Genomic DNA, 22,055 nt, shown 5'->3' on the forward strand with positions numbered 1-22,055 from the left:
AAGCGAAGAGGCGTAAGTAGTGAACTGGTAAAATAGCGAGTAAACAAACGCGCCTGTTATCCTGAGCTCTCGAAGGACCTTATTGCTTTAAAACGAGTCGTTAGCACGATGTCAACTAGCATAAGCTCCTTCGAGAGCTCAGGATAACAGGCGCGTTTGTTTACTCGCTATTTCACTAACTCACCTTATTGCCCGAGGTGCACGCGACGGACTCCGCTTCGCTCGCCGCTGGTGCAACGCACAATGTAGAAGCCGGTGGGTAGGCGGCTCACGTCGATGTTGGCGGCCTTGTCACCCGAAATCATATCCTTGGTCATCACGGGCCGGCCCTCGTCGTCGTTGATTTCCACTCGAACAGGGCCGGGTACATCCGTACGCACAGTTAGGCGCTTACTAACGGGATTTATTTCCGCCTTCACCTTCACGGCATCGGATGAGGTAGCGGGAGCTTCCATTTTATCCGTTACCAAGGCAACTGGTTCCGATGTAACCTTCGCTGCGGCAGCTGTCTGGTTGGCGGCTGTTTGGGCATTAGCAGTAGTGACTAGCATCAAACAAAGTATGCTTGACAGCATTGATATAACTATTTTCATATCACCTTTACGTTAAACATGTACAATGATAACTTAAAAACAAAAGTACGAATTGTATTTATTCGCGACTCGACAGTTAGTAAGTCTCCTCGATTAACAGCAAAACCATTGCCAAGAATAGCTACCCTCTAACTACCTCATTCCCAACCCATCGCTAGATACTTTGCTTTTAGATGTAAAAACAACATTTATTTCCTTTCAAAAATTGCGGTGATATCAAATCTTCTATTACCTTTGCAGCTCAATTCTATCGGGGTGTAGCGTAGCCTGGTATCGCGCCAGCATGGGGTGCTGGAGGTCGTAGGTTCGAATCCTGCCACTCCGACAGAAGAGCTTACGGCTCGAAAAGCCGCTGGACTTTGGTTCGGCGGCTTTTTTCGGCCGATAGCGAAAATTTTCCTGATACGCTGTGTGCTCAGGCTGCACCAGCAACTCGGGGTGTAGCGCAGCCCGGTAGCGCGCGTCGTTCGGGACGACGAGGCCGTAGGTTCGAATCCTGCCACCCCGACTTTTCTTTGATTCCAGCTAAAATAAACGGCCCGCTAAGCTTTGTGCTTAGCGGGCCGTTTTTATTTCAAAATATATAAATAAACATATTATACAATATGTGCTTTACGACACCGTTAGCAGCAGCATATATTCAATAAATTTTCTTCGTTATGAAAAAAATAATTCTAAGTGGGGCTCTACTTAGTATAGCTTCGCTCAATGCGTATTCTCAAATTTCTGCTGGTACTGTCTCAATAGGAGGTGCGCTTAATTACGTAAGGTCATCTGTTAAAAATGAGATACCACCAACAGCTATAGGGATAAATAGCAATTACACTACCTCCTCACTGAACATTCAACCTATTGTAGGCTATTTCATAAGCGACAATTTATCCATAGGAATAAATACAGGTGTTAGTTTCGGCAACTCTGAACAAGCTGAATCTGGTCGTTTTGCTGATTCAAATCAAAACTACGAGCGCAACAGTAGCAGAAAAGAACGCATAGTATCCCTGGGCCCCGTTGCGCGTTATTACAAATTCATAGGAGATAAATTTGCCTTATTCGGACAATTTGGAGCAGGATATAAAAACAACTATTTTTCTGATTATAGTAATTATAGCAATTCGGTATATTCTTACAATGGTCGTTCACAAGGATTTTATGCTAATCTATCTCCAGGTATTACATTTTTTCCTACTAAGAAACTAGGCATAGAAATATCTGTAAACGGTTTGAGTTATGACCGTATAACGCAGAAAAAGGATGGATTTAAATGGTCTAATAGTTCTTTATATACAAACTTTGGTTTAAGCTCTTTATTTATAGGAGGGTCTATCTATTTAGGTCGCAGTTAACAAGCATCGCACAAGAAAATACCCCGACAGTACATACTGTCGGGGTATTTTCTTGTGCGATGCTTGTCATTTCACCACAGCCATTACCTCGGCTGGTGCATCAGCGGGAAACTGCTCCAAATAGATTTTAGCCGAAGTCAGTTTCTGCTCTTGCATAAAGTTTTTCGCGCCGGAGTACAGCTTATCCGGCGCTACCATGTAGCTGGCGTTTAGGTGGGCCTGCACCACGCGCTGGCCGGCCGGGAACGTGCGGTAACGGTAGCCGGGGGGCAACTGTTGGGAGGTGGTATCGGCTACCACCAGGCCTACAAAGGCGCGTACGGTATCGTCGGATGCTTCTGGGTCGCTGTAGTAGATGTTGCCTAGCGCGCCACGTAGCTGGCCATTGTCGAGTGCCTGCTGAGCTTGCCGGAATAATGGGCCAAACTCGGTGCTATTTGCTTTGCCCTCGAAATAGCGACCAGCTAAATAAATGGGTTGGGTAGTGGTCGTGAGCTGCACATCCGGGCTGCGGAAACCGCCTAGGTAGGCATACCACACAGCCACGCTTAGCGACACAAGTAACAACCCTAAAAAAAGCCAACGAGTCATAGAAGGTGAATGAGAAGGATAAATATCATCATGAGCCTGTGAAGGATCTTATCAGATGAGATTGGGCCATTGCTACATTTGCCACTCCAAGATGATAGGATCCTTTGCAAGCTCAGAAGGACAGCTATACTATTCGTTTACATACTGCATCTGGTAGAGTTGGGCGTAGAAGCCACCACGCCGCAACAGCTCCTCGTGCGTACCAGATTCCTGAATTTCGCCCCGGTCCAGCACAATGATGCGGTCGGCTTTCTGGATGGTGCTGAGGCGGTGCGCAATGACCAGCGATGTGCGGCCTTCCATCAGCTTGTCAATAGCTTCCTGAATCAACTCTTCCGTCTCCGAATCAACGGAGGAAGTGGCCTCGTCGAGAATAATAATGCGCGGCTGGTAAACCATGGCGCGCACAAAGGAAATCAGTTGTCGCTGGCCTACGGAGAGGGTAGCACCACGCTCCATTACCTGATAGTGCAGGCCACCGGGTAGGCGCTCAATAAAGCGACGGGCACCTACCAGCTCGGCAGCTTCCCAAATTTGCTCTTCTGTAATGTCTTTGTTGCCCAACGTAATGTTGTCGGCAATGGAGCCCGCAAATAGAAATACGTCTTGTAGCACCACCCCAATTTGCTGGCGCAGCGCCTTCAGGTCGTACTCGTGCAGGTCGTGCCCATCAATACTGATACTACCTTTGTTGATGTCGTAGAAGCGAGAGAGCAGGTTGATGATGCTGGTTTTGCCGGCACCCGTAGCACCTACAAAGGCGATGGTCTGACCAGCTTTTACTTCGAAGTTGATGTCCTTGAGCACGTAGTTTTCCTCGTTGTAGGCAAACCACACGTGGTCGAAGCGGACGTCGCCGCGCAGGGTAGTAGGCAGGAAGGTACCGTTGTCGGCAATTAGCTCCTTGCTGTCCAGCAGCTTCAACAGACGCTCCGTGCTTACCAAGCCGAGCTGCAACGTGTTGAAGCGGTCGGCAATTTGGCGTATTGGCCTAAAAAACAGGCTATTATACAGGATAAAGGCAATCAGTGCTCCTTTAGTTATCGTGCCCTCAATCTGCCCTTGCGCTGCATACCATACCAGCAGGCCGATACCTACGGCGCCCAGCACCTCAGCTACGGGGTAGTACACTGAGTAGTACAGAACAGACCTGATGTTGGCGCGGGTGTGCTCTTGGTTGATCTTCTCGAACTTTTGTTGCTCGCGAGCCTCGTTGTTGAAAATCTGCACCACGCTCATGCCCGTGAGGTGCTCCTGCACGAAGGAGTTCAGGCTAGCCACAGCCGTTCGTACCTCCTGAAACGACTTCTTTACCTTCTCCTTGAACACGTAGGTACTGAACAGCAACGGCGGAATCACAGACAAGCTGACCAGCGTCAGGCGCCAATCAATATAGAACATGAAGGCGATGATGAACACCAGTTGTAGGATGTCGCCAATCATGGCTGCCAGCCCTTCACTAAATACGTCGGATAGCGTTTCTACATCGGAGATATTGCGCGTTACGAGCACCCCGATGGGCGTGCGGTCAAAAAACTTCAGGCGCAGATCGAGGATGTGCTTGTAGAGGTCTACCCGGATGTCGCGCACGATGTACTGACCCAGCCAGCCGCCGTAGTAGGTTTGCAGATAGCTCACCAGCGTGTGTCCTACCAGCAAAACAATCAACCAGATAAACATGCGGTTCACTCCCGTCATATCACCCTGGTCGATGCTGACATCGACCATTTTCTGGATCAGAAAGGGCCGCAACGTGCCCAGGGCCGCCGTGGCAACCGTCAGGAAGATGAGGAAATAAAATACGCGCCGGTAGGGCCGCACGTACGCCATCAGCCGGCTCAGCACCTGCCAATCGAAGATATTGCCGGTTTTGGTGGCAGTAGTGGTTTGCTCCACGGAATATAAACTTGAAGGGGAATCGATTAGCTAACCAGTAGTATACGGGGAAGGTTATGCGTTGCTATGTATGAAGGTAAATACGTCTGTCATCTTGAGCGGAGCGAAGGACCTTCTCACGCCAGAACGAGTCGTTGTTATAACCGTCGTTCACGCGTGAGAAGGTCCTTCGCTATTCGCTATGCTCAGGATGACAGATGATTGCCCTACCCCGCAAAATACGGCAGGCCTGTAGGTAGCAACTCCGTAGGCACCAGCCCGGCTAGATACTCTACCCGACACAAAAACAGCCCCTGCGCCTTGGCCGCGCCGCTGGCGTGCACCCGGTTCAACGACTGAAAAACCTCCCGAAACTCGTCGGATGTCAGCTTGCCTTTGCCTACCGTCAGCAAGGTGCCTACTACCAGCCGCACCATACCCCGCACGAACCGGTTGGCCCGGATGCGGAATACTACACCACCCGGCGTGGGGTGCCAACCGGCCTCGTAGCAAAGGCAACGGTAGTGCTTTTCGCTACCTCCTACCTTAGAGAAACTCGTAAAATCATGGTCGCCGATGAGGTAGGCGGCGGCTTCGTTCATAGCCGCTACATCGGGAGAACGGTCGAGGTAGAGGGCATGGGGAGCCGCAAACGGGTCGGGCACAAGGCGCACGTGGTACTCGTAGGTACGCACCCGCGCATCGAAGCGGGCGTGCGCCGTGGGCGGAACCGGATGCACCAAGTAGCCCCGCATATCGGCAGGTAGGGCGCGGTTGAGGCGGTAAAGTAGCGTATCAAGGTCGAGGCCCTCGGGCAGTTCCGCGTCGAAGTGTGCTACCTGGTGGCTGGCGTGCACCCCTGAGTCGGTGCGGCCGCTGCCCAGCGAATACACCGGCTGCCGCAATATCTGCGACAGGCATCGGTCTAATTCCTGCTGCACCGTGAGTGTACCCGGCTGAATCTGCCACCCATGAAAGCGCGTGCCATCGTAGGCGAGGTGAAGAAAGTAGCGCAACGTGGTTTTGGTTGGTTGTTGTTGGTTTTTGGCTATCTACAAACAGGTGTTCCTCTGGCCAAAAACCAACAACAACCAACCAAAAACCGACTCAGTTACAGCTTCTCGTAAATAGCCGAAGCACCTTGCCCTACCCCTACGCACATGGTTACGAGGCCGTAGCGGACGTTTTCGCGGCGTTGCATTTCGTGCAGCAGTGTGGCTGTGATGCGGGCGCCGGCGCAGCCCAGTGGGTGCCCAATGGCAATGCTACCGCCATTAACGTTGACTTTAGCCGGGTCCAGCTCCAAGTCGCGCATACAGGCAATGCTTTGAGCCGCAAAGGCTTCATTCAGCTCAATCAGGTCGATGTCGTTCATGGTCAGTCCCGCGCGCTGGAGCACCTTCTGGGTGGCCGGCACTGGCCCAATGCCCATGTAAGCTGGATCGACGCCCGCCACAGCCGACGCCACAATGCGGGCCATCGGCTTCAGGTCATAGCGCTTCAGGGCTTCTTCGCTTACTACCAGCACGGCGGCGGCACCGTCGTTGATGCCTGCCGAGTTGCCGGCCGTTACGGTGCCATTCTCAATAAACGCCGGCCTCAGAGCAGCCAGCTTTTCCATGCTCGACAGGCGCGGGTGCTCGTCGGTATCAAACAGCGCCGTATCGCCTTTGGGCTGGGCAATGAATACGGGCGCAATTTCCTTTCGGAAGCATCCTTTCTCGTAGGCGCGCTTGTATTTGCGTTGCGTATCGTAGGCAAATTGGTCTTGCTCCTCGCGCGTGATGCCATACTTAGCAGCCACGTGCTCAGCAGTTTCGCCCATCGTATAGGGCAAGTGCATGGCCGAGAGCTTAGGGTTCACGAAGCGCCAGCCCAGGGTAGTATCATGGGCGGTGAAATCGCGGCCGAACGCCGTGACGGATTTCGCCATCACGAAGGGAGCGCGCGTCATGTTCTCAGAGCCGCCCGCCAGGTACACGTCGCCCTCGCCAGCCCGAATAGCGCGGAACGAATCCATAATGCTCTGCAAACCCGAGGCGCAGAGGCGGTTTACGGTGTTGCCGGGCACCGACAGGGGTAGGCCAGCCAGCAGAGCAGCCATGCGGGCCACGTTGCGGTTGTCTTCGCCGGCCTGGTTAGCGGCGCCCATTATTACGTCTTCAATGGCGGCGGGGTCGATGCTTTTGTTGCGGCGCATCAGCTCGCGCAATACGTGCGCGGCCATATCATCGGGGCGGACGCTGCTAAGTGCGCCGCCAAATTTACCAATCGGGGTGCGGACAGCGTCCACGATATATGCTTGGGACATCAGAAGGGTTGGAAGTGCGGTTATTCCGGTCGTTGTTGGCTACTTTTGCGGCTTCGGTACCTGTTAGCACCCGCCCAAAACTGTTCAACTACAAAGATGATACAAAGAATTCAAAGCGTATTCCTGCTTTTGCTGGCCCTGGCGATGGGCAGCGTTTTATTTCTGCCTATTTGGAGCAAAACTGATCCTACCACCGGGCAGCACCTTGTGCTCACGGCTTTTGAACTAGGCTATGTTCCTTCTGACCCCGGTATGTCCGTCTCCACCAGCACCTGGCCGATTGCGGCGCTGGCAGCGGCCGCAGCGGTTATAGCCTTCATCGAGATTTTCCAGTACCGCAGCCGTTTGCGGCAGTTGCAGTTGGGCCTACTGAACCTATTGTTCATGCTCGGCACCATTGGCACCAGCTATTACTACTCTACCCTGGGCGAGCAAATGCTGAACCTGAAGCTTACGGGCAGTTTTCATGCCGGCTTCTACCTCCCTACCCTCGCGCTGCTGCTGAACATCCTGGCCAACCGCTTCATCCGCCGCGACGAGCAACTGGTGCGTAGCATGGACCGCCTGCGGTAAGTGGTGAGTAAAGGTTGTCATTCCGAGCGCAGCGAGAAATCTGGGCAACAGGTATATAAATCCAGATTTCTCGCTGCGCTCGGAATGACATAGACGTAATAAACAAGGGCTTCCGCGCATCGCGGAAGCCCTTGTCATTCCTAACGGTTTCCTACCTATCTCATGGCCGTTGCATAGCACCGCTTAGGCGTTGCAACTCCTGAATGCTGGCTTCAAAATCGAAAACGTCGTAGACGCGGCTGAAATTTTGGGGGTCGGCTACGTAAGGGTAGGCATATTTGGCTAGTGCCAAGCGGGAGCCTTCCATGCTGAGCGTCTGAAGCAGACGTACCAAGTCGTTGCTTTGAATGCTGGTTTGATTGATGGTTTGGCGCGCTAGGCTCAGGCGAGTTTCGTCGGAAGCCGTGCGCTGCATCGACTCGGCGAGGTTTGTTACTTCTGTCTGCGTGAGGGAGCGGTAGCGTGTGGCGTTGTTGTAGCCGCCGCTGCCGGGGTAGTTAGGGGTAGGGCTACCTGCTTGGTTAGGGTAGGGAGCGTTGGGCGTCGGGTACGAATTGCTGGGCTGGTTGCCTGTATTCGGAGGGTAGCCGTGGCCGCCGGGGTAGGCCGCGCCTGGTACTGGCTGCGGTGCGGGGCTAGCATTTGGGTAGGCATTGTCGTTGCGACGGTAGCCGTAGTCGTCGGAGTATTGGCCGTAGGGCGTGGCGGGTGGGTAGGGAACGGATTCCCCGATAGCATACCCGCGTCGGATGGGCGCTTCCGCCACTTTGCGCAGCTGCAACCCATAGCCGGGGCGCGCCAGCAGCACATAGCTGCTTTCCAAGCCAGGGTCGAGGAGCACGCGGGTGCGGTAGGCCACCACCCGGCCGTAGCCGGTCGGAATCAGAAACTCGGCCCAATGAAAGCCCGCCGTCAGGCGGTCGATGCGCACGGCGCGGGCGCCGGGCTGCGTGAGCGGGCGACCATCAAAAAACAACTGAAACGCCACGCCGCGCTCCGACGAGAAGTTAACTACAGCCGGCGCCGCTCGTAGCTCTCCACCTAGCAACAGGAGCAGTAGCAAAGCAAAAGCAGATAAGAGCTTTTTCATGGCAGTAGAGAACAGAGGAGGAGAGAAGAGAAAGCAGACTGCAAAACAATTACGTTCTATAAAAGCCAAGTATTGTGCCAAATCCAGCTTTCTTTTTTTGCGGCTGCCTCGTGGCTCTATCTGTCTTACAGCTGACCTAAAATACAAAAAGTCTCGACAATTTGCCGAGACTTTTTTCTGATAATGAGCGGTTTACCTACTAGTCTGCAATTCGCGTCACTTGGAACTCGGTGCGGCGGTTCTGCTGATACTCGGCTTCTGTCTTAGCGTTCTTGATGACGGGTCGAGTTTCGCCGTAGCCCTTGGCCGTCACTCGGTTTGCTTCAATCCCTTTCGATATAATATAGTCCACAGCCGACTGGGCCCGGCGTTGCGAAAGGGCCAGGTTATAGGCATCCTTACCCCGCGAGTCGGTGTGGGAGCTGAGTTCGATGGTGATTTTCGGGTTGTCCGTCAGCGTTTCTACCAGCTTATCCAGTTCCACGGCTGCATCAGGGCGAATGTTCGCTTTGTCATAGTCGTAGAAGATGTTTTCGACCACAATCGCCTTGTTCTTCACAATCTCGGTCAGCGTCAGCGTCACGGGTATGCGAATCTCCGTCAGGTCGTTGGTGAGCTGGTCTTGCGGGGGGCGCTTGCCTACCGTCGTCACACCTTGGCGGGCCGTGAAGTAGCCCGTGCGCTCGGCCACCAGCGAGTAGGCTGTAGCCGAATCCAGCTTCAGGCTGAATTTCCCATTGGCGTCGGCCGTCACGTCCTGCAACTTTTGCCCCTTTGCATATACTGCTACCGGTTCACCACCGAGGGGTTGCATGGCACCACCCTTGGCCGGACGCGCCTGCACAGTACCATCTACGAAGAAGACCACGTCCTTAAACATATTGCGCTTGAAGGAGTAGAGGTCATCGGCGCCCTGCCCGCCGCTGCGGTCCGATGCAAACAGGCCTGTGCTATTGGTGAGTAGGTAGGGCGCGAAGTCGTCGCCGGGGCTATTGATGGGCGCGCCCAGGTTCTTCACTTTGCCTTTCTCTACCACAAAAATATCGAGCTTGCCCAAGCCGGCATGCCCGTCAGAGGAGAAGTAGAGCGAGCCATCGGGCGCCACGGACGGGAAGCTTTCGTTACCGGGCGTGTTAATTTGCTCACCCAAGTTTTCGGGTGGTGAGAAACGGCCATTTTCGCTTAGCTCCGCCTTATACAGATCGGTACCGCCCTGGCCGCCACTACGGCTGGAGGCGAAATAGAGCGTTTTGCCATCGGGCGAGAACATGGGCGAAAAGTCGTCGGCCGAGCGGCTGTTGAGGCCCCGCGCCAGTTCCGGCTCCGTCCAAGCTCCGTTCTGGTAGGCCGACATATACAAGTCAACGCTTTGCAAACCGAGTTTCGCCTGCTTCTTGGTACCGTTGTTGGAGCGCGCAAACACCATAAAGCGCCCGTCGGGCGTGTAAGTGGCGCTGGCCTCGTGCATGTCGGCAGTGTTGATAGGGGCGGCCAACTTGCGCACAGTGCCGCCACTCATTGCATTCTCGTCGTCAAACTTAATGGCATACAGATCGTTAAACCCTAAGCCATTGCCCAAATACGTTTTCCCTTCCCTACCCGACGCAAATACCAGTTCCTTGGTTTGGGGCATGAAAGCAGCGCCAAACTCAGAGGAAGTTGAGTTCAGTTGAGCCACGGGCTGCACCTCGTCACGGGTTCGGGTAGCGGCTAGCTCTTGGCTCAGCTTGCTGTTTTTGGCTTCCAACTCGGCGCGGGCTACCAGCGTGCGGTTGCTGCCATTTTCGGCGTAGGTTGTGAAGCGCTGCGTGGCTTCGTCATAGTTGCCGTTGGTTTTCAGGGCTGATGCGTAATAAAACGGTGCATCGGCACTACGCACTTTAGCATCGAGGGCAGCTTTGTAGTACGGTTCCGCTTCCCCTATGCGGTTTGAGAGGCGATACGATTCGGCAATACGCAAATTGGCGTAACCCGTATTACGGCCTTTCGCCAAGTCCTTCTTATACAATTCAATAGCTGGCTCATATTCGCCGCGCGTGAAACGCTTATCGGCCTTACTTCCACCGCCCGCCGTAGCGCAGCCACCCAATAATCCCGCCGAACCGGCTACAGCACACAAGTAAATAAGTTTTCGCATGGATAGATTGCCGGTAGGCAAGAAATAAGGGAGGAAAGCCGGCCGGTTAGCGCGGCTTAGACAAGTATACTAGGTTTTGGGGTAAATAGCGCGGATGCAGCCCAGCGCCTCACTGCTTTACTTTCGCATTATTTCCCCGCAAAATACCGCGCCAGCCACGTTTCGGCAGCCGGTGCGGGCCACGCCTGTGCCAGTTGCGCGTGCCGGGCAATGGTATTGTCGAAGTAGGGCGTATCGGGGCGGAGCTGGCCTTCGGCTACGGCCGTGCGCAACTCACGCCGATCAAGCAAGCGCACCTCGCCATCGACCAGAAACGCCAGCCGTGATTTTTCCAGTAGCTCCACACCCAAAGCGGCTTCCAGGTCGCGCACAAACCGCACGGAGGCATCAATGGAGCAACCGCTGGCATCAGCTACGGCCTCATCCAAGCCAATAACCAAAAACTGGTGATGCAGAATAGCAGCCGAGGCGTGCAAGGTGCGGCCGTGACTGGTCCAGGCGGTAGCAAACTGCGCCAGAGCGGGCTGCACACGCGCTAGCTCGGTATCGGTCAGAGGCCGGTTGGCCTGGTATATCCAGATGCGCGCCTCGGGCGGCAGTTGGTCGAAAGAAACGTACATAAGCGAAGTAGCAAAAACGGTATTTCTATAACGTACACCGCTTGTTTTTATTGACAAAGTAACAGCCCCGGCGGGAAGTTCCGTCGGGGCTGTGAAAGAGGAGTGTCATTCTGATCATTCTGCTTGCTGCGCAGAACGACAATCTACGCGTTTAGGCCTTCGGCTGAAGCTACTAGCTCAGCCAGATCGAACACCTGCACGTTATTTTCGCGCTCTTTGTTTTTCACGCCATCGGCCATCATGGTCATGCAAAATGGGCAGCCCACAGCAATGATGCTACCCTGGTCGTTTGGCTTGGGAGTAGGGGTAGCGCCTTCGTTGCCGCTTTCCTTGCCCTGGATGCGGGCCAGCGCTTCGGCGTTGCCGTCGAGGGTAGCCAGAGCCTCTTCGGTGCGCTCAATGTTGACGTCTTTCTTACCGGGCTCAGGTTCTTTCCACATCTGGGCACCGCCGGCACCACAGCATAGACCGTTGGCTTTGCTGCGCTTCATCTCTACCAGGTCGGCATCTAGGGCTTCGAGCACGGCGCGCGGCGCTTCGTAGATGTTATTGGCGCGGCCCAGGTAGCAGGAATCGTGGAAGGTGATGCGCCGACCTTTGTACGCCTCGCCACCTTCCAGTTTCACCCTACCCTCATCAATGAGCTGTTGTAAGAAGGTGCTGTGGTGAATCACTTCGTAATTGCCGCCCAGCGCCGGGTACTCGTTTTTGATGGTGTTGAAGCAGTGCGGGCAGGCCGTCACAATCTTCTTCACGTTGTAGCCCTCGAACGTGGTGATATTCTGCATGGCCTGCATTTGAAACAGGAACTCGTTGCCGGCTCGCTTGGCGGGGTCGCCGGTGCAGGTTTCTTCCATACCCAGCACGGCATATTTCACGCCCACGTGCTCCAAAATGCGCACAAAGGCCCGGGTTACGCGCTTGTACCGGTCGTCGAAAGCACCGGCGCAGCCTACCCAGAACAGCACTTCGGGTTCCTCGCCACGGGCGGCGAAGTCAGACATTAACGGTACGTTTATCTGGCGTTTGGCAGTTTGTTCAGCCATATGGTTGGGAAGCTGTTAGCTAAGGGCTGTCAGCTATTCTTTTTTTTAGAGAAAGATTGATTTCGTCCGTTGTTAGCTACTGGCGCTAACAGTTGGTAGACAATAGCAAGCGGCTATTTTTCTGCCACGTACAATTCATCGGCCCAGTTGAAGCGGTCGGAGGGCGAGAAGGCCCAAGGCGCACCATTATTTTCAATATTCGAGAACATCACGTTCAACGAGTTGGGCGCCGCCGACTCTTCCAGTACCAGGAAACGGCGCATCTCAATGATGCTTTCTAGCGGGTTAATATTCACTGGGCAGGCCTCCACGCAGGCATTGCAGGTAGTGCAGGCCCACAGCTCCTCGGGCGTCACGTAGCCGCGCAACAGCGTGTGGTTTTCCTTGTCGAGCTGTTCCTGCGGCTCGTGCTTGGCAGCAGGGCCGTAGAGCGCCGGATTGAAAATGAGGGGCGAGTTGTACTTCTCCTCCATCCGGTCGCGCGTGTCCATGATGATTTTACGCGGCGAAAGCAGCTTGCCCGTCAGGTTAGCCGGACACACTGAGGTGCAACGGCCGCACTCTGTGCAGGAGTAGGCGTGCAACAGGTTGGTCCAAGCCAGGTCGTTTACATCCTTTGCCCCGAAGGTAGTAGGGGCTGCTTCGGCACCTTCCGAGGCCGGAGGGGTAGGTACTTGGTAGGTGGGGTCCATCATGGCCTTCACCTCATGCGTGATGCTGTCCACGTTCGAGAACTGCCCCTGCGGCATTAGCCGCGAGAAGTATACGTTCGGGAAAGCCATGATAATGTGGAAATGCTTACTACTTGGCAAGTAGTTTAGAAACAACAAGATGCCTACAATATGCACCCACCAGCCTATGCGCTCCAGCACGAGTAGTGTAGCAGCATTATCCGGTAGCAGACCCGTTAGAAAGCCGCTGATAGGGTAGACGCCCGGCAGATAGGCATTCTCCACCTGATGCAGCTTCAGGTCAGCGGTGTTCATCAGGAATAAGGCCAGCATCAGCGCTGCCTCGATGTAGAGAATAAGATTGGCATCGAGTTTAGGCCAGGCGCGCATCTCGGTACCGCGGAAGCGCCGTACGGGCTCGCTCCGATTGCGCCGCCACCAGAACGCGATTACGGCAACAATAACCAGGGCACTCAGCACCTCGTTGGTAGCAACCAGCACATTGTAGAACCCACCCGTAAAACCTAGAATCCGGTGTGTGTTGAATAAACCATCAATAACAATCTCAATGACTTCGATATTGATGACCAGAAAACCAACATACACGATGAGGTGTAGCAGCGCCGGTGTGATGCGCTTAAACATCTTCTGTTGCCCGAAGGCCACAAGCAATGTTTTCTTAAGCCGCTCGCCTACGTCGCCGGACATATCCCGGTCGCGGCCGTGAGAGATGTTGGCGCGAATCTTTCGCACCTGCCACGCAAACAGCCCAAAGCCGGCGAGGACAACGAGAAGAAAAATAATGTTCTGGATGGTCACGGGATAGAGTGGAATTGGTGGGACCGAAAAATACTCGTTATGCCTAACAAATTTACCCTTTTCGCTGGAAAGATTTTTCGGCTGCACGATGTCAGTGGTTCTAGAGTACGCAAACTCGCCCACGAAAACCACTCAAGCATATTTTTTTTATCAGCGCTTGTATTCCTCAATCTCTTTACTACTTTTGTGCCTCCCAAGGCGCTCAGCGCTACCGGGAAGCTGGTAACATAGCTCAGTTGGTAGAGCACAGCACTGAAAATGCTGGTGTCGTTGGTTCGATTCCAACTGTTACCACAACGAAAAAGGCCTTTCTGCTGAGCAGGAAGGCCTTTTTCGTTAATACGGGTTTGTTACTGACACTCCTGCACTGCCTCCGAAGCATAGAGATATCCCAACCGCACGGCGCGACGAAAAAATTCACACGCGGCCCCGGTATTGCCTTCCTGCTGTGCCAACCGCCCCAATAGGAAATGCACCTGCCCATTCTGCGGAGTGATAAGCAGCACCTGCCGGTAGTCAGTACGGGCGGCGGCGTAGTTGCCTTGCTTGTAGTAAGCTAGCCCGCGATAGGTTAGGGGCTTCACATCTACCGACCAGCCCGCGGCGGTTCGTTGCCGCAAGCCGGTAGAGAAATCCTGGATAGCACCTGCAAACTGTCGTTGCTCAAATAGCCGGATTTCACCCCGTAGCAGGTAGGCATCGCTCAGCAAAGAGTCTTGTTGCAGCGCGCGGGTAAGGCTAGTAGCAGCGGCTTGCGAAAGCCCTAATTGCACCTCACACTGCCCCAGCCGCGCCCACAAAGCAGCTGCGCCTTTCCCTGTTGGCTCTTCCGCCAACGCTACCTGGTAGTCGGCCCGGGCAGCGGCGTAATTGTGGTTGATGTAGTGCTCAATCTCGCCCCGGCGCCGGTGTGCCGCGGCGTAGGTAGGACGAAAAGCAATAGCACTCGTGAAATAGCTGCGCGCAATTTTCCACTGCCGGTTGGTATAGGCACGCAGACCATAGCGGTAGTTGCGGGTAGCCGACACATAATCCAGCGTCACTTTCACTGATACGCAAAACAGCACCAGCCCCACAATAAAACCTGTCAGGAGCCACCAGTCGCGGCGGGTGAAACGGCGGCGCTTGGGAATGGGACGGTAGTACCGCTCAGCGGAGCCGGCGGGTGGGCGGGTACGCAGGGGGGCGGGCGGCGGCATGGGCACGCCGTACACGTGCTGGCTGTGCGCCCGGTAGTGCTGGGCACGCCGCTGCTCCTCGGCCCGGCGTACAGCCATGCGCAGTTGATGGTCGTAGGTGGCACGACGGCCGGGGTCCGATAACACCTGGTAGGCGGCCGCCACAGCTTTAAATTCCTCCTCGAACTGTGCACTCCCGCCGTGCATATCCGGATGATATCGCACTGCCAAGCGTTTGTACGCTGCTTTTATTTCCTGGGGTGTAGCAGTGGCCGCCACGCCCAGTACGTGATAGTGATTCTGACTCAAAGTGCGGGAGTTATCAGTAAAAATAACGCAAAACTCAGACGTGATAGTTGCTTTTGCGTATGACAAACCATTTGGCTGATCCGCTTTCCTAACGGCTAAATCAGCGTTTTGCTACTAGCTTTACCCATCTGCCATCTTTTCTTTCCGCCGTATGGCCTTCAACAACGACGCTAAAACACCCCACAACGATAGCCTTTTCGGCAATCTGAAAGGCTACCTCGATACGCGTATCGATATTCTTCGGCTAGAAGCCCAGGAAAAAGCAAAAACAGCCTTTGTGGGTGCGGCTCATGGCATTACGCTGGCCGTAATTGGCCTGTTTTTTCTCATTTTCGTGAGTGTTTTTGCCGGCCTGGCGCTCAACTCGGCGCTCGATAGTCCGTTTTGGGGCTTCGGCATTGTGGCAGGTTTCTACCTATTGTTGCTCATCATCTTCTTGGTCGGCGTCGATAAAAAAGTGTTTCAAGGAGTGGCCGACAAGCTGCTGGATAACACGATCTACAAATCTGATAAGCGTCAAGCATAATCCGCATGGCTGAGCTACATAATCCGTTATTCGAAAACGAAAAAGAGTTTCTGGAGCGGCAGAAACTGGAATACGAGCGTGCCCTGATGGGCGACGTCGAGGAAATCAAAGCTAAAACCCAGAAAGTAGGCAAAATTGCGCTTATTGGGGCAGGGGTAGCCAGTGGCGTATGGCTGCTGAGCAAGGTATTTGGTAGCAGCAAGTCATCGGCCAAAAAGCTGGGCACAGGTTCCAAAAACCGAAAGAAAAAGAAGCGCCTGAAGTCTGGCGCTCCGCTGGGGGTAGGCGCTGTAAGCGACGATCTGGGCTTTGGCAGCGCACCGCTTACGGCCTCGCATAGCCATGGTCGTCCGGCCCAACTGGCTCCCGACGTATACCACACCGACGCGCCCGAAGCCGATCCATTTCCTCCGCTTCCACCACGGCCCACCCAGTTCGCCGCGCCCAACTACCATGCCCCAGAACCTGAAGAGGAAGATTCAGGCTTCACGTCCATTGTTGCCGATGGCGTACAAGCCTTTCTGAAATCAGATACCGGCAAGATGCTGATGGCACAGGCCACGGCTGTGGTAATGGCCTACGCTGCGAAAAAGGTAGGAGAATATTTGCCTATGGTCAAAAATCCCGACCTTGCCACTTCTCCCGAGCCAGAAGTCCGGGATATTGACTTTACCTTTCACGACGACGACGCGCATGCGCCTCGACCCGCTATATGATACGTTTGTAACCCGTCGCTTGCGCGGCCAGAAGGCGCTGGCCGTACTTCTCGATCCCGACCAGCTAGACCAAGCAGGTTGCGAGCGGTTGCTAACGCTAAGTGAACAACATCCAATAGATTACTTTTTTGTGGGCGGTAGCTTGGTGACGACAACGCACCAGGCTACCCTCATTCATTTTATAAAGCACCGTAGCCCGGTGCCTGTGGTGCTGTTTCCAAGCCATAGCCTGCACCTAGACGCGCAAGCCGATGGAATTTTGCTGTTGTCGCTGATTTCGGGCCGCAATCCGGAGTTTCTTATCGGGCAGCACATTATTGCCGCGCCTGCGCTCCGGCAGAGTGGCCTGCAAATCCTGCCTACCGGCTATATGCTAGTAGATACTGGCCGGCAGACCACCGCTAGCTACATGAGTGGTACCACTCCCCTACCCTACGACAAGCCTGCCATTGCGGCCTGCACCGCTATGGCAGGCGAACAATTAGGTCTTCGGCTGATCTTTCTGGATGGGGGCAGCGGCGCGCTCCAGCCCATCACACCAGCCATGATTAGCGCCGTGCGAACAGCCGTAGATGTTCCGCTTATTGTAGGCGGAGGCATCAATACTACCGAGAAAGCACACGCCGCCTTCACTGCTGGCGCCGATGTGTTGGTGGTAGGCAATCAGATTGAAAAAGACCCAGGATTCTTAGTTGAAATGGCTCAACTCGTGCACAGTTTCAACGCTTCGCTTGCGGAGTAATTCCCTAAATCACTACCTCTATAACGCAACAACGCCCGGCCTAAGGCCGGGCGTTGTTGCGTTGGTTGCATATCAAGCGTCCACAAAATCCGTGGAATCCGATAAAATCTATAATTAGATGTTCATAGCCGACTCACGGCGGCGCATCTTACCAGCGGGAATACCAAACATCATCTTGAAACGACGGCAGAAATACGCGGTATCCTTGTAGCCTACCTCTTTGCCGATGTCGCGGATGCTCTTCTTCGTGGTACGCAGCAGGAATACGGCGCGCTCCATACGCTGGTATTCGATATAGTCCTGCGGATTGATACCGGTCAGCATTTTGAAGTACTGGCCCACGTAATCTTCGCTCACGTTTGCCACGCCCGAAAGTACCTTGTTGGACAAGTCGCCGCCGATGTTCTCCTTGATATAGTTGAACAGGTCGATGAGGCGCGGATCCTTGAAGTAGGTACTGTTAGTAGCGAGCTGTTCCACGAACATCTTGTTTTTCAAGATGTAACGCACGATTTCCACTACAATATTCTCGGTGTAAATCGTAATCAGTCGCTCACGGCCGGGGAGGTCCTGTAGACTTTCCTCTACTACCTTGATGACCAAATTGGCCAACTTGGAGTTGTTGGAAATAACGAAGGCCGGTACATCCAGCGAGGAGAAGAAGTTAACCGAGTCAAACACCTTGGCTTCAAAGCTCACAAAGCTGTGGCTTTCCTCAGCGTCACCAATCAGGTCGAGGTCAGAGTTGGAATGAAAGAACTTGTCTTTGTTGGTAATCAGGTCGTCGTTGCTAATGAGCTTACCGCCGCTCTGGCCATAACTTACCCGTGTAGCCCGACCACCTGGAATAAACAACATTTCGCCTTCTTCTATTACTTGTTCCTCATCACCAAAAGCGATGCGGCCCTTATGTAATAGAATAAGGTTGTTCCCCATATCATAGGAATTACGAACAGTGAAGGGCTGCTGCAATACCAGATTTTTCGCTTTGATGTAACGAACTCCCAGTGATTCAATCACTTTATTGTAATCTTCCATTTCTTAGGGGGAGGTGCTATATTGTGTTAATACCAGACGTAAGTAGGTCTTTTTCTAGACAATGCAAATAAACATATAAAAATTCACAAAAACGAAAACAAAAACTTAACATCACTAAGTTTTGTACAATAAATCTCAAAATTAGACAACATATATGGTTATTTTAATAGTTCGCGTGAGATTACAATTTTCTGAATCTCAGAAGTTCCCTCGTAAATCTGCGTAATTTTCGCATCGCGCATCAAGCGTTCTACGTGATATTCCTTCACAAACCCATATCCTCCATGGATTTGTACTGCTTCTACGGCCGTATCCATAGCAGTTTTGGATGCGAATAACTTGGCCATAGCCCCTGATTTGGCGTAGTCTTGTCCGTTATCCTTGTCGTTGGCTGCTTGCAGGCAGAGCAGGCGGGCCGCGTCGATATTGGTAGCCATATCGGCTAGCTTGAACTGTATGGCTTGGTGCTTAGAGATTTCAACGCCGAAAGCCTTTCGCTCCTGCGCGTATTTCAGCGACAACTCTAGCGCACCGGATGCAATACCCAGTGCTTGTGCGGCAATACCAATGCGGCCGCCCGCCAATACCTGCATGGCAAACTTAAACCCGAAGCCATCTTCACCAATCCGGTTCTCCTTGGGTACGCGCACGTCAGTAAACATCAAGGAGTGCGTATCGGAGCCACGGATGCCAAGCTTATTTTCCTTCAGACCAATTACAAAGCCGGGTGTGTCTTTCTCTACAATGAAGGCGTTGATACCACGGTGCTTCAGTTCAGGATTGGTTTGGGCGATAACCAAATACACAGAAGCTGACGAGCCGTTGGTAATCCAGTTTTTGGTGCCGTTTAGTAGGTAGTAATCGCCTTTGTCTTCGGCCGTGGTGCGCTGCATGGTCGCATCGGAACCTGCTTCGGGCTCAGAAAGGCAAAAGGCGCCAATTTGCTCGCCGGACGCTAGCTTGGTGAGGTATTTCTGCTTCTGCTCCTCGGTGCCGTACTTCTCCAAGCCCCAGCACACCAGCGAGTTATTTACTGACATAATGACGGAACAGGAGGCATCTACTTTCGATATTTCTTCCATAGCCAGCACATAGGACACGGTATCGAGGCCGCTGCCGCCGTACTCGGGGCTGACCATCATGCCCATAAAGCCCAACTCGCCCATCTTGCGAACCTGCTCTGTAGGAAACTTCTGGTGTTCGTCGCGCTCAATCACGCCCGACCATAATTCGCTTTGAGCAAAATCGCGGGCAGCAGCTTGTACGGCTAATTGTTCTTCGGTCAGTTGAAAATTCATACTCTGGTAATGTGGGTGGGGTGGAATTCAGACATCAAATTTACTCCGCAAACGTTAGCGACATGGCGAATGGCCTAATTTTTCTCCTATTTATGCTTCCTTAGAGAAAATAGACGGGCACTAAAAAACCCTCCGCCATAGGCAGAGGGTTCCTTTAGACAATAGTATAATGCGAGGTTACGTGCTACCTTAACGCCGGTCGCGGCCACCCATGGCAATACTTACATAATAGAGCAGCGTAGCCAATGAGGCCAGTGCAGCCACTACATACGTCATAGCTGCCCACCACAGGGCGTCTTTTGCCATCGCGTGTTCCTGCTGCGTTACAATGCCCCGGCGGTCAATCCAGGCCAAAGCCCGACGCGAAGCGTCGAACTCTACGGGTAGGGTCACGAAGCTAAACAGGGTAGTAAGCGAAAACAGCGCAATACCAATCCAAAGTGGTATGGCTGTAGTTTGCAGCATGAAAATACCCGCGAGCAGAATCCAGGTCATGTACTTAGAAACGGAGCTGAGCATTGGCACCATAGCCGACCGGAACTGCAACGCGGCATAGGCCGTGGCGTGCTGCACGGCGTGGCCGCACTCGTGGGCCGCTACGGCAGCCGCAGCGGCGCTACGCTCCTCGTACACGGCTTCGCTCAGGTTCACCGTTTTGTCGGTGGGGTTGTAGTGGTCGGAGAGCTTGCCAGGGGTAGAGATGACGCGGACGTCGGTGATGCCATGGTCTTGCAGCATCAACTCAGCAATCTGCCGGCCCGACAAGTTAGATTGCAGGCCTACTTGGGCATACTTAGCAAATTTGCTGCGCAAGCGCCACTGAATCAGGCCACTCACAATCATGGCCAGAATAATCAGGAAATACATCGGCGTTATGTGGAACATCGTACAAGGGAGTCGTTAGGGTTGAAACTGTTGGCGGATACGTTCGACGATACGGGTAGTGCTGTACCCGTCTACCAACGGTACGGTACGTACCTCGCCACCGTTTTGTAACACCGTTTCGTGGCCCACAATTCCACTGATTGTATAGTCGTCGCCTTTCACCAAAATATCGGGTTGAAGCTGCTCAATCAGGGCCAGCGGGGTAGGCTCGTCGAAGAGCACCACGGCATCCACAAACAAAAGCGACGCCAGGATGCGAGCACGTGCCATTTCGTCTTGCAGCGGCCGGCCAGGTTTCAGATTGCCCACCGATTGGTCGGTGTTGAGGCCAATTATCAGCGCATCGCCCAGGTGCCGAGCCTTTTCTAGGTAGTCGACGTGGCCTAGGTGTAGCAGGTCGAAGCAGCCGTTGGTGAATACCACGCGGCTGTTGCTGGTGCGCCAAACGGCGCGCTGGGCTATAGCTGCCTCCAAGCTCAGAATTTTGTCTTTACTCCACAACATGCGCGGGGGATCTTGCGACCTGCGGTTTCGCAGATACCTGGCGGCCCGCCCGGCCCGATTGTACCATACTCAGGGCGAAGCTGATGCCGCCCATCAACACCACCAGAAGCGTTTGCGAGCCGTGCACCACCAAGGCGTACACGATACCATCTTCTTTTGAAATACCATAAACCAGCAACGTACTTTGTACTAGCACATGGTATACACCGAAGCCACCCTGTACTGGGGCAGCCATTCCAAACGTGCCGAAGGTGAGCACCGCCAACGCCGCTACCAGCCCCAAGTGCTGAGTGGCCGGAAAGGCAAAAAATGCCAGGTAGCCCATCAGGAAGTACACTACCCACGTGAAGACGGTGTGCAGCAGAAAGATGCCCTTGTGTGGCATCCGGCGAATGCTGAAAACACCTGCTAACATTCCTTTCACAAAGCTGAGTACTTTGCCAAATACCCGATGCTGCCGCAGCCGTTCCAAATTACGCCACAACAAATAGACTGAGACAAGGCCCAGCCCTAAGCCAATAACAGCCAACGCAATAAGCGTCTGCTTGCTTTGCCCCAGTGTGTCGTATTTGTCGGTTACGAGCCCCGTAGCAAAGCTCCAAAATTTGTTGAACGCCAAGAGCAGCGTGGCGCCCAGAATCAATCCTAGCACTACTACGTCAATGATGCGCTCCGTAATCATGGTGCCTACCCCTACCTGCACCGGCACCCCGCTGGTACGGCGTAGCACCGAGCATCGCAACACTTCGCCCAGGCGGGGCAGCACCAGATTGGCGAGGTAGCCTACCATCATGGCGTGGTACACCTCCCAGTAAGATGGGTGGTAGCCGGTGGCATCAATCTGCATTTTCCAGCGGTAGGCCCGGCTGAAATAGCCTAGCGCCGACAACACCAGCGTCAGGCCCAGCCACCAATAGTTGGCTTGCAGAATAGACTCGCCTACCCTACTCAAGTTCAACCCACGCACTGCGTACCACATCATAGCCGCCGAAAAGGCCAGCAGCAGCGCGTATTTCAGAACATTGAGTAGTTTCTTCATCAAGTTGGGTCCGTTTAGAAGTTGCGAGTTACTAATTATCAGAAAAAGAATGTCATCCTGAGCATGTGGCGCATCAAGCCAGTGTCGAAGGACCTTTCTACGTGAGAACGAGTCATTACTATACTATAGCAATCGTTCTGGTCTAGCA

21 protein-coding genes and 3 tRNA genes are annotated in these 22,055 nt (G+C 53.7%); 8 read left to right on the forward strand and 16 right to left on the reverse strand.

What is annotated here, in order from left to right; all coding sequences use genetic code 11:
* Positions 1-185 precede the first annotated feature (185 nt).
* Positions 186-551, reverse strand: coding sequence for a T9SS type A sorting domain-containing protein (locus KYK14_RS16385; protein ID WP_185281903.1), 366 nt, complete (start codon positions 549-551; stop codon positions 186-188).
* Positions 552-844: 293 nt separating this feature from the next.
* Here KYK14_RS16385 and KYK14_RS16390 point away from each other — a divergent pair.
* The 3 genes from KYK14_RS16390 (at position 845) to KYK14_RS16400 (ending at position 1,939) form a co-directional block, all read left to right on the forward strand.
* Positions 845-918, forward strand: a tRNA-Pro gene (locus KYK14_RS16390).
* Between the two features lie 109 nt (positions 919-1,027).
* Positions 1,028-1,101: transfer RNA gene (locus tag KYK14_RS16395), tRNA-Pro, on the forward strand.
* Positions 1,102-1,252: 151 nt separating this feature from the next.
* On the forward strand, positions 1,253-1,939 hold the full coding sequence (locus KYK14_RS16400; RefSeq protein ID WP_185281902.1) for an outer membrane beta-barrel protein: 687 nt from the start codon (positions 1,253-1,255) through the stop codon (positions 1,937-1,939).
* A 66-nt stretch (positions 1,940-2,005) separates the two neighbouring features.
* On the opposite strand, the gene KYK14_RS16405 is transcribed toward KYK14_RS16400, so the two are convergent.
* From KYK14_RS16405 to KYK14_RS16420, 4 genes are all read right to left on the reverse strand, one after another.
* A complete protein-coding gene (locus KYK14_RS16405; protein ID WP_219160342.1) occupies positions 2,006-2,530 on the reverse strand; it encodes a hypothetical protein in 525 nt (174 codons plus the stop codon).
* A 129-nt stretch (positions 2,531-2,659) separates the two neighbouring features.
* Entirely contained in the window at positions 2,660-4,360 is a 1,701-nt protein-coding gene (locus KYK14_RS16410) for an ABC transporter ATP-binding protein (RefSeq protein ID WP_219160369.1), read from the reverse strand.
* Between the two features lie 272 nt (positions 4,361-4,632).
* Positions 4,633-5,421, reverse strand: a complete 789-nt coding sequence (gene truA, locus KYK14_RS16415; RefSeq protein ID WP_219160344.1) for a tRNA pseudouridine(38-40) synthase TruA — start codon at positions 5,419-5,421, stop codon at positions 4,633-4,635.
* Positions 5,422-5,516: 95 nt separating this feature from the next.
* The gene (locus KYK14_RS16420; protein WP_185281899.1) at positions 5,517-6,716 is read right to left on the reverse strand and encodes a thiolase family protein; all 1,200 of its coding nucleotides are present in this window, start codon (positions 6,714-6,716) and stop codon (positions 5,517-5,519) included.
* 96 nt (positions 6,717-6,812) lie between these two features.
* On the opposite strand from KYK14_RS16420, the gene KYK14_RS16425 reads away from it, so the two are divergent.
* Positions 6,813-7,289 carry a DUF4293 domain-containing protein gene (locus KYK14_RS16425; RefSeq protein WP_219160346.1) on the forward strand — a complete coding sequence of 159 codons (477 nt, stop codon included), beginning with the start codon at positions 6,813-6,815 and terminating at the stop codon, positions 7,287-7,289.
* Positions 7,290-7,449: 160 nt separating this feature from the next.
* Here KYK14_RS16425 and KYK14_RS16430 read toward each other — a convergent pair whose 3' ends face one another.
* The 5 genes from KYK14_RS16430 to KYK14_RS16450 form a co-directional block, all read right to left on the reverse strand.
* Complete coding sequence (locus KYK14_RS16430; RefSeq protein ID WP_219160348.1) at positions 7,450-8,379, reverse strand: proline and serine-rich protein 1 family protein; 930 nt, start codon at positions 8,377-8,379, stop codon at positions 7,450-7,452.
* A 199-nt stretch (positions 8,380-8,578) separates the two neighbouring features.
* On the reverse strand, positions 8,579-10,516 hold the full coding sequence (locus KYK14_RS16435; RefSeq protein ID WP_219160356.1) for a CHU_0125 family OmpA-like outer membrane integrity protein: 1,938 nt from the start codon (positions 10,514-10,516) through the stop codon (positions 8,579-8,581).
* A gap of 128 nt (positions 10,517-10,644) precedes the next feature.
* Positions 10,645-11,136, reverse strand: coding sequence for a hypothetical protein (locus KYK14_RS16440; protein WP_185281895.1), 492 nt, complete (start codon positions 11,134-11,136; stop codon positions 10,645-10,647).
* 143 nt (positions 11,137-11,279) lie between these two features.
* Complete coding sequence (locus KYK14_RS16445) at positions 11,280-12,140, reverse strand: (Fe-S)-binding protein (protein ID WP_219160371.1); 861 nt, start codon at positions 12,138-12,140, stop codon at positions 11,280-11,282.
* Between the two features lie 155 nt (positions 12,141-12,295).
* Positions 12,296-13,672, reverse strand: a complete 1,377-nt coding sequence (locus KYK14_RS16450) for a 4Fe-4S dicluster domain-containing protein (RefSeq protein ID WP_219160358.1) — start codon at positions 13,670-13,672, stop codon at positions 12,296-12,298.
* Positions 13,673-13,893: 221 nt separating this feature from the next.
* On the opposite strand from KYK14_RS16450, the gene KYK14_RS16455 reads away from it, so the two are divergent.
* Positions 13,894-13,966, forward strand: a tRNA-Phe gene (locus KYK14_RS16455).
* 56 nt (positions 13,967-14,022) lie between these two features.
* Here KYK14_RS16455 and KYK14_RS16460 read toward each other — a convergent pair.
* On the reverse strand, positions 14,023-15,159 hold the full coding sequence (locus tag KYK14_RS16460; RefSeq protein ID WP_219160363.1) for a J domain-containing protein: 1,137 nt from the start codon (positions 15,157-15,159) through the stop codon (positions 14,023-14,025).
* A 151-nt stretch (positions 15,160-15,310) separates the two neighbouring features.
* Here KYK14_RS16460 and KYK14_RS16465 point away from each other — a divergent pair, with 151 nt between their 5' ends.
* Genes KYK14_RS16465 through KYK14_RS16475 form a run of 3 tightly spaced genes read left to right on the forward strand, consistent with a single transcriptional unit; the run spans position 15,311 to position 17,143 of the window.
* Positions 15,311-15,685, forward strand: coding sequence for a phage holin family protein (locus tag KYK14_RS16465; protein WP_185281891.1), 375 nt, complete (start codon positions 15,311-15,313; stop codon positions 15,683-15,685).
* Positions 15,686-15,690: 5 nt separating this feature from the next.
* Positions 15,691-16,401 (forward strand): hypothetical protein, encoded by a 711-nt coding sequence (locus KYK14_RS16470; protein WP_208308828.1) that lies wholly within the window; start codon positions 15,691-15,693, stop codon positions 16,399-16,401.
* The gene (locus KYK14_RS16475; RefSeq protein ID WP_219160373.1) at positions 16,379-17,143 is read left to right on the forward strand and encodes a geranylgeranylglyceryl/heptaprenylglyceryl phosphate synthase; all 765 of its coding nucleotides are present in this window, start codon (positions 16,379-16,381) and stop codon (positions 17,141-17,143) included. The genes KYK14_RS16470 and KYK14_RS16475 overlap by 23 nt, the downstream gene beginning before the upstream one ends.
* Positions 17,144-17,257: 114 nt before the next feature.
* Here KYK14_RS16475 and KYK14_RS16480 read toward each other — a convergent pair whose 3' ends face one another.
* From KYK14_RS16480 to KYK14_RS16500, 5 genes are all read right to left on the reverse strand, one after another.
* A complete protein-coding gene (locus KYK14_RS16480) occupies positions 17,258-18,181 on the reverse strand; it encodes a helix-turn-helix domain-containing protein (RefSeq protein ID WP_185281889.1) in 924 nt (307 codons plus the stop codon).
* Between the two features lie 158 nt (positions 18,182-18,339).
* Positions 18,340-19,479 carry an acyl-CoA dehydrogenase gene (locus tag KYK14_RS16485; protein ID WP_185281888.1) on the reverse strand — a complete coding sequence of 380 codons (1,140 nt, stop codon included), beginning with the start codon at positions 19,477-19,479 and terminating at the stop codon, positions 18,340-18,342.
* 189 nt (positions 19,480-19,668) lie between these two features.
* Positions 19,669-20,364, reverse strand: coding sequence for a zinc metallopeptidase (locus KYK14_RS16490; RefSeq protein ID WP_246601892.1), 696 nt, complete (start codon positions 20,362-20,364; stop codon positions 19,669-19,671).
* A 15-nt stretch (positions 20,365-20,379) separates the two neighbouring features.
* Entirely contained in the window at positions 20,380-20,868 is a 489-nt protein-coding gene (rfaE2, locus tag KYK14_RS16495) for a D-glycero-beta-D-manno-heptose 1-phosphate adenylyltransferase (protein ID WP_219160365.1), read from the reverse strand.
* On the reverse strand, positions 20,855-21,907 hold the full coding sequence (locus KYK14_RS16500) for a lysylphosphatidylglycerol synthase transmembrane domain-containing protein (RefSeq protein WP_219160367.1): 1,053 nt from the start codon (positions 21,905-21,907) through the stop codon (positions 20,855-20,857). Before KYK14_RS16500 ends, rfaE2 begins: the two co-directional genes overlap by 14 nt.
* Positions 21,908-22,055: the final 148 nt, after the last annotated feature.

It is taken from the genome of Hymenobacter profundi, from assembly GCF_019334315.1.
GTDB classification, from domain to species: Bacteria; Bacteroidota; Bacteroidia; order Cytophagales; family Hymenobacteraceae; genus Hymenobacter; species Hymenobacter profundi.

Excerpts from the sequence above, each read along its gene's own strand:
- KYK14_RS16385 (WP_185281903.1), bottom strand. The coding sequence starts at position 551 with ATGCTAGTCACTACTGCTAATGCCCAAACAGCCGCCAACCAGACAGCT.
- KYK14_RS16400 (WP_185281902.1), top strand. The coding sequence starts at position 1,253 with ATGAAAAAAATAATTCTAAGTGGGGCTCTACTTAGTATAGCTTCGCTC.
- KYK14_RS16405 (WP_219160342.1), bottom strand. The coding sequence starts at position 2,530 with ATGACTCGTTGGCTTTTTTTAGGGTTGTTACTTGTGTCGCTAAGCGTG.
- KYK14_RS16410 (WP_219160369.1), bottom strand. The coding sequence starts at position 4,360 with ATGGCGTACGTGCGGCCCTACCGGCGCGTATTTTATTTCCTCATCTTC.
- KYK14_RS16420 (WP_185281899.1), bottom strand. The coding sequence starts at position 6,716 with ATGTCCCAAGCATATATCGTGGACGCTGTCCGCACCCCGATTGGTAAA.
- KYK14_RS16425 (WP_219160346.1), top strand. The coding sequence starts at position 6,813 with ATGATACAAAGAATTCAAAGCGTATTCCTGCTTTTGCTGGCCCTGGCG.
- KYK14_RS16430 (WP_219160348.1), bottom strand. The coding sequence starts at position 8,379 with ATGAAAAAGCTCTTATCTGCTTTTGCTTTGCTACTGCTCCTGTTGCTA.
- KYK14_RS16435 (WP_219160356.1), bottom strand. The coding sequence starts at position 10,516 with ATGCGAAAACTTATTTACTTGTGTGCTGTAGCCGGTTCGGCGGGATTA.
- KYK14_RS16440 (WP_185281895.1), bottom strand. The coding sequence starts at position 11,136 with ATGTACGTTTCTTTCGACCAACTGCCGCCCGAGGCGCGCATCTGGATA.
- KYK14_RS16445 (WP_219160371.1), bottom strand. The coding sequence starts at position 12,140 with ATGTCTGACTTCGCCGCCCGTGGCGAGGAACCCGAAGTGCTGTTCTGG.
- KYK14_RS16465 (WP_185281891.1), top strand. The coding sequence starts at position 15,311 with ATGGCCTTCAACAACGACGCTAAAACACCCCACAACGATAGCCTTTTC.
- KYK14_RS16470 (WP_208308828.1), top strand. The coding sequence starts at position 15,691 with ATGGCTGAGCTACATAATCCGTTATTCGAAAACGAAAAAGAGTTTCTG.
- KYK14_RS16475 (WP_219160373.1), top strand. The coding sequence starts at position 16,379 with ATGCGCCTCGACCCGCTATATGATACGTTTGTAACCCGTCGCTTGCGC.
- KYK14_RS16480 (WP_185281889.1), bottom strand. The coding sequence starts at position 18,181 with ATGGAAGATTACAATAAAGTGATTGAATCACTGGGAGTTCGTTACATC.
- KYK14_RS16485 (WP_185281888.1), bottom strand. The coding sequence starts at position 19,479 with ATGAATTTTCAACTGACCGAAGAACAATTAGCCGTACAAGCTGCTGCC.
- KYK14_RS16490 (WP_246601892.1), bottom strand. The coding sequence starts at position 20,364 with ATGTTCCACATAACGCCGATGTATTTCCTGATTATTCTGGCCATGATT.
- rfaE2 (WP_219160365.1), bottom strand. The coding sequence starts at position 20,868 with ATGTTGTGGAGTAAAGACAAAATTCTGAGCTTGGAGGCAGCTATAGCC.
- KYK14_RS16500 (WP_219160367.1), bottom strand. The coding sequence starts at position 21,907 with ATGAAGAAACTACTCAATGTTCTGAAATACGCGCTGCTGCTGGCCTTT.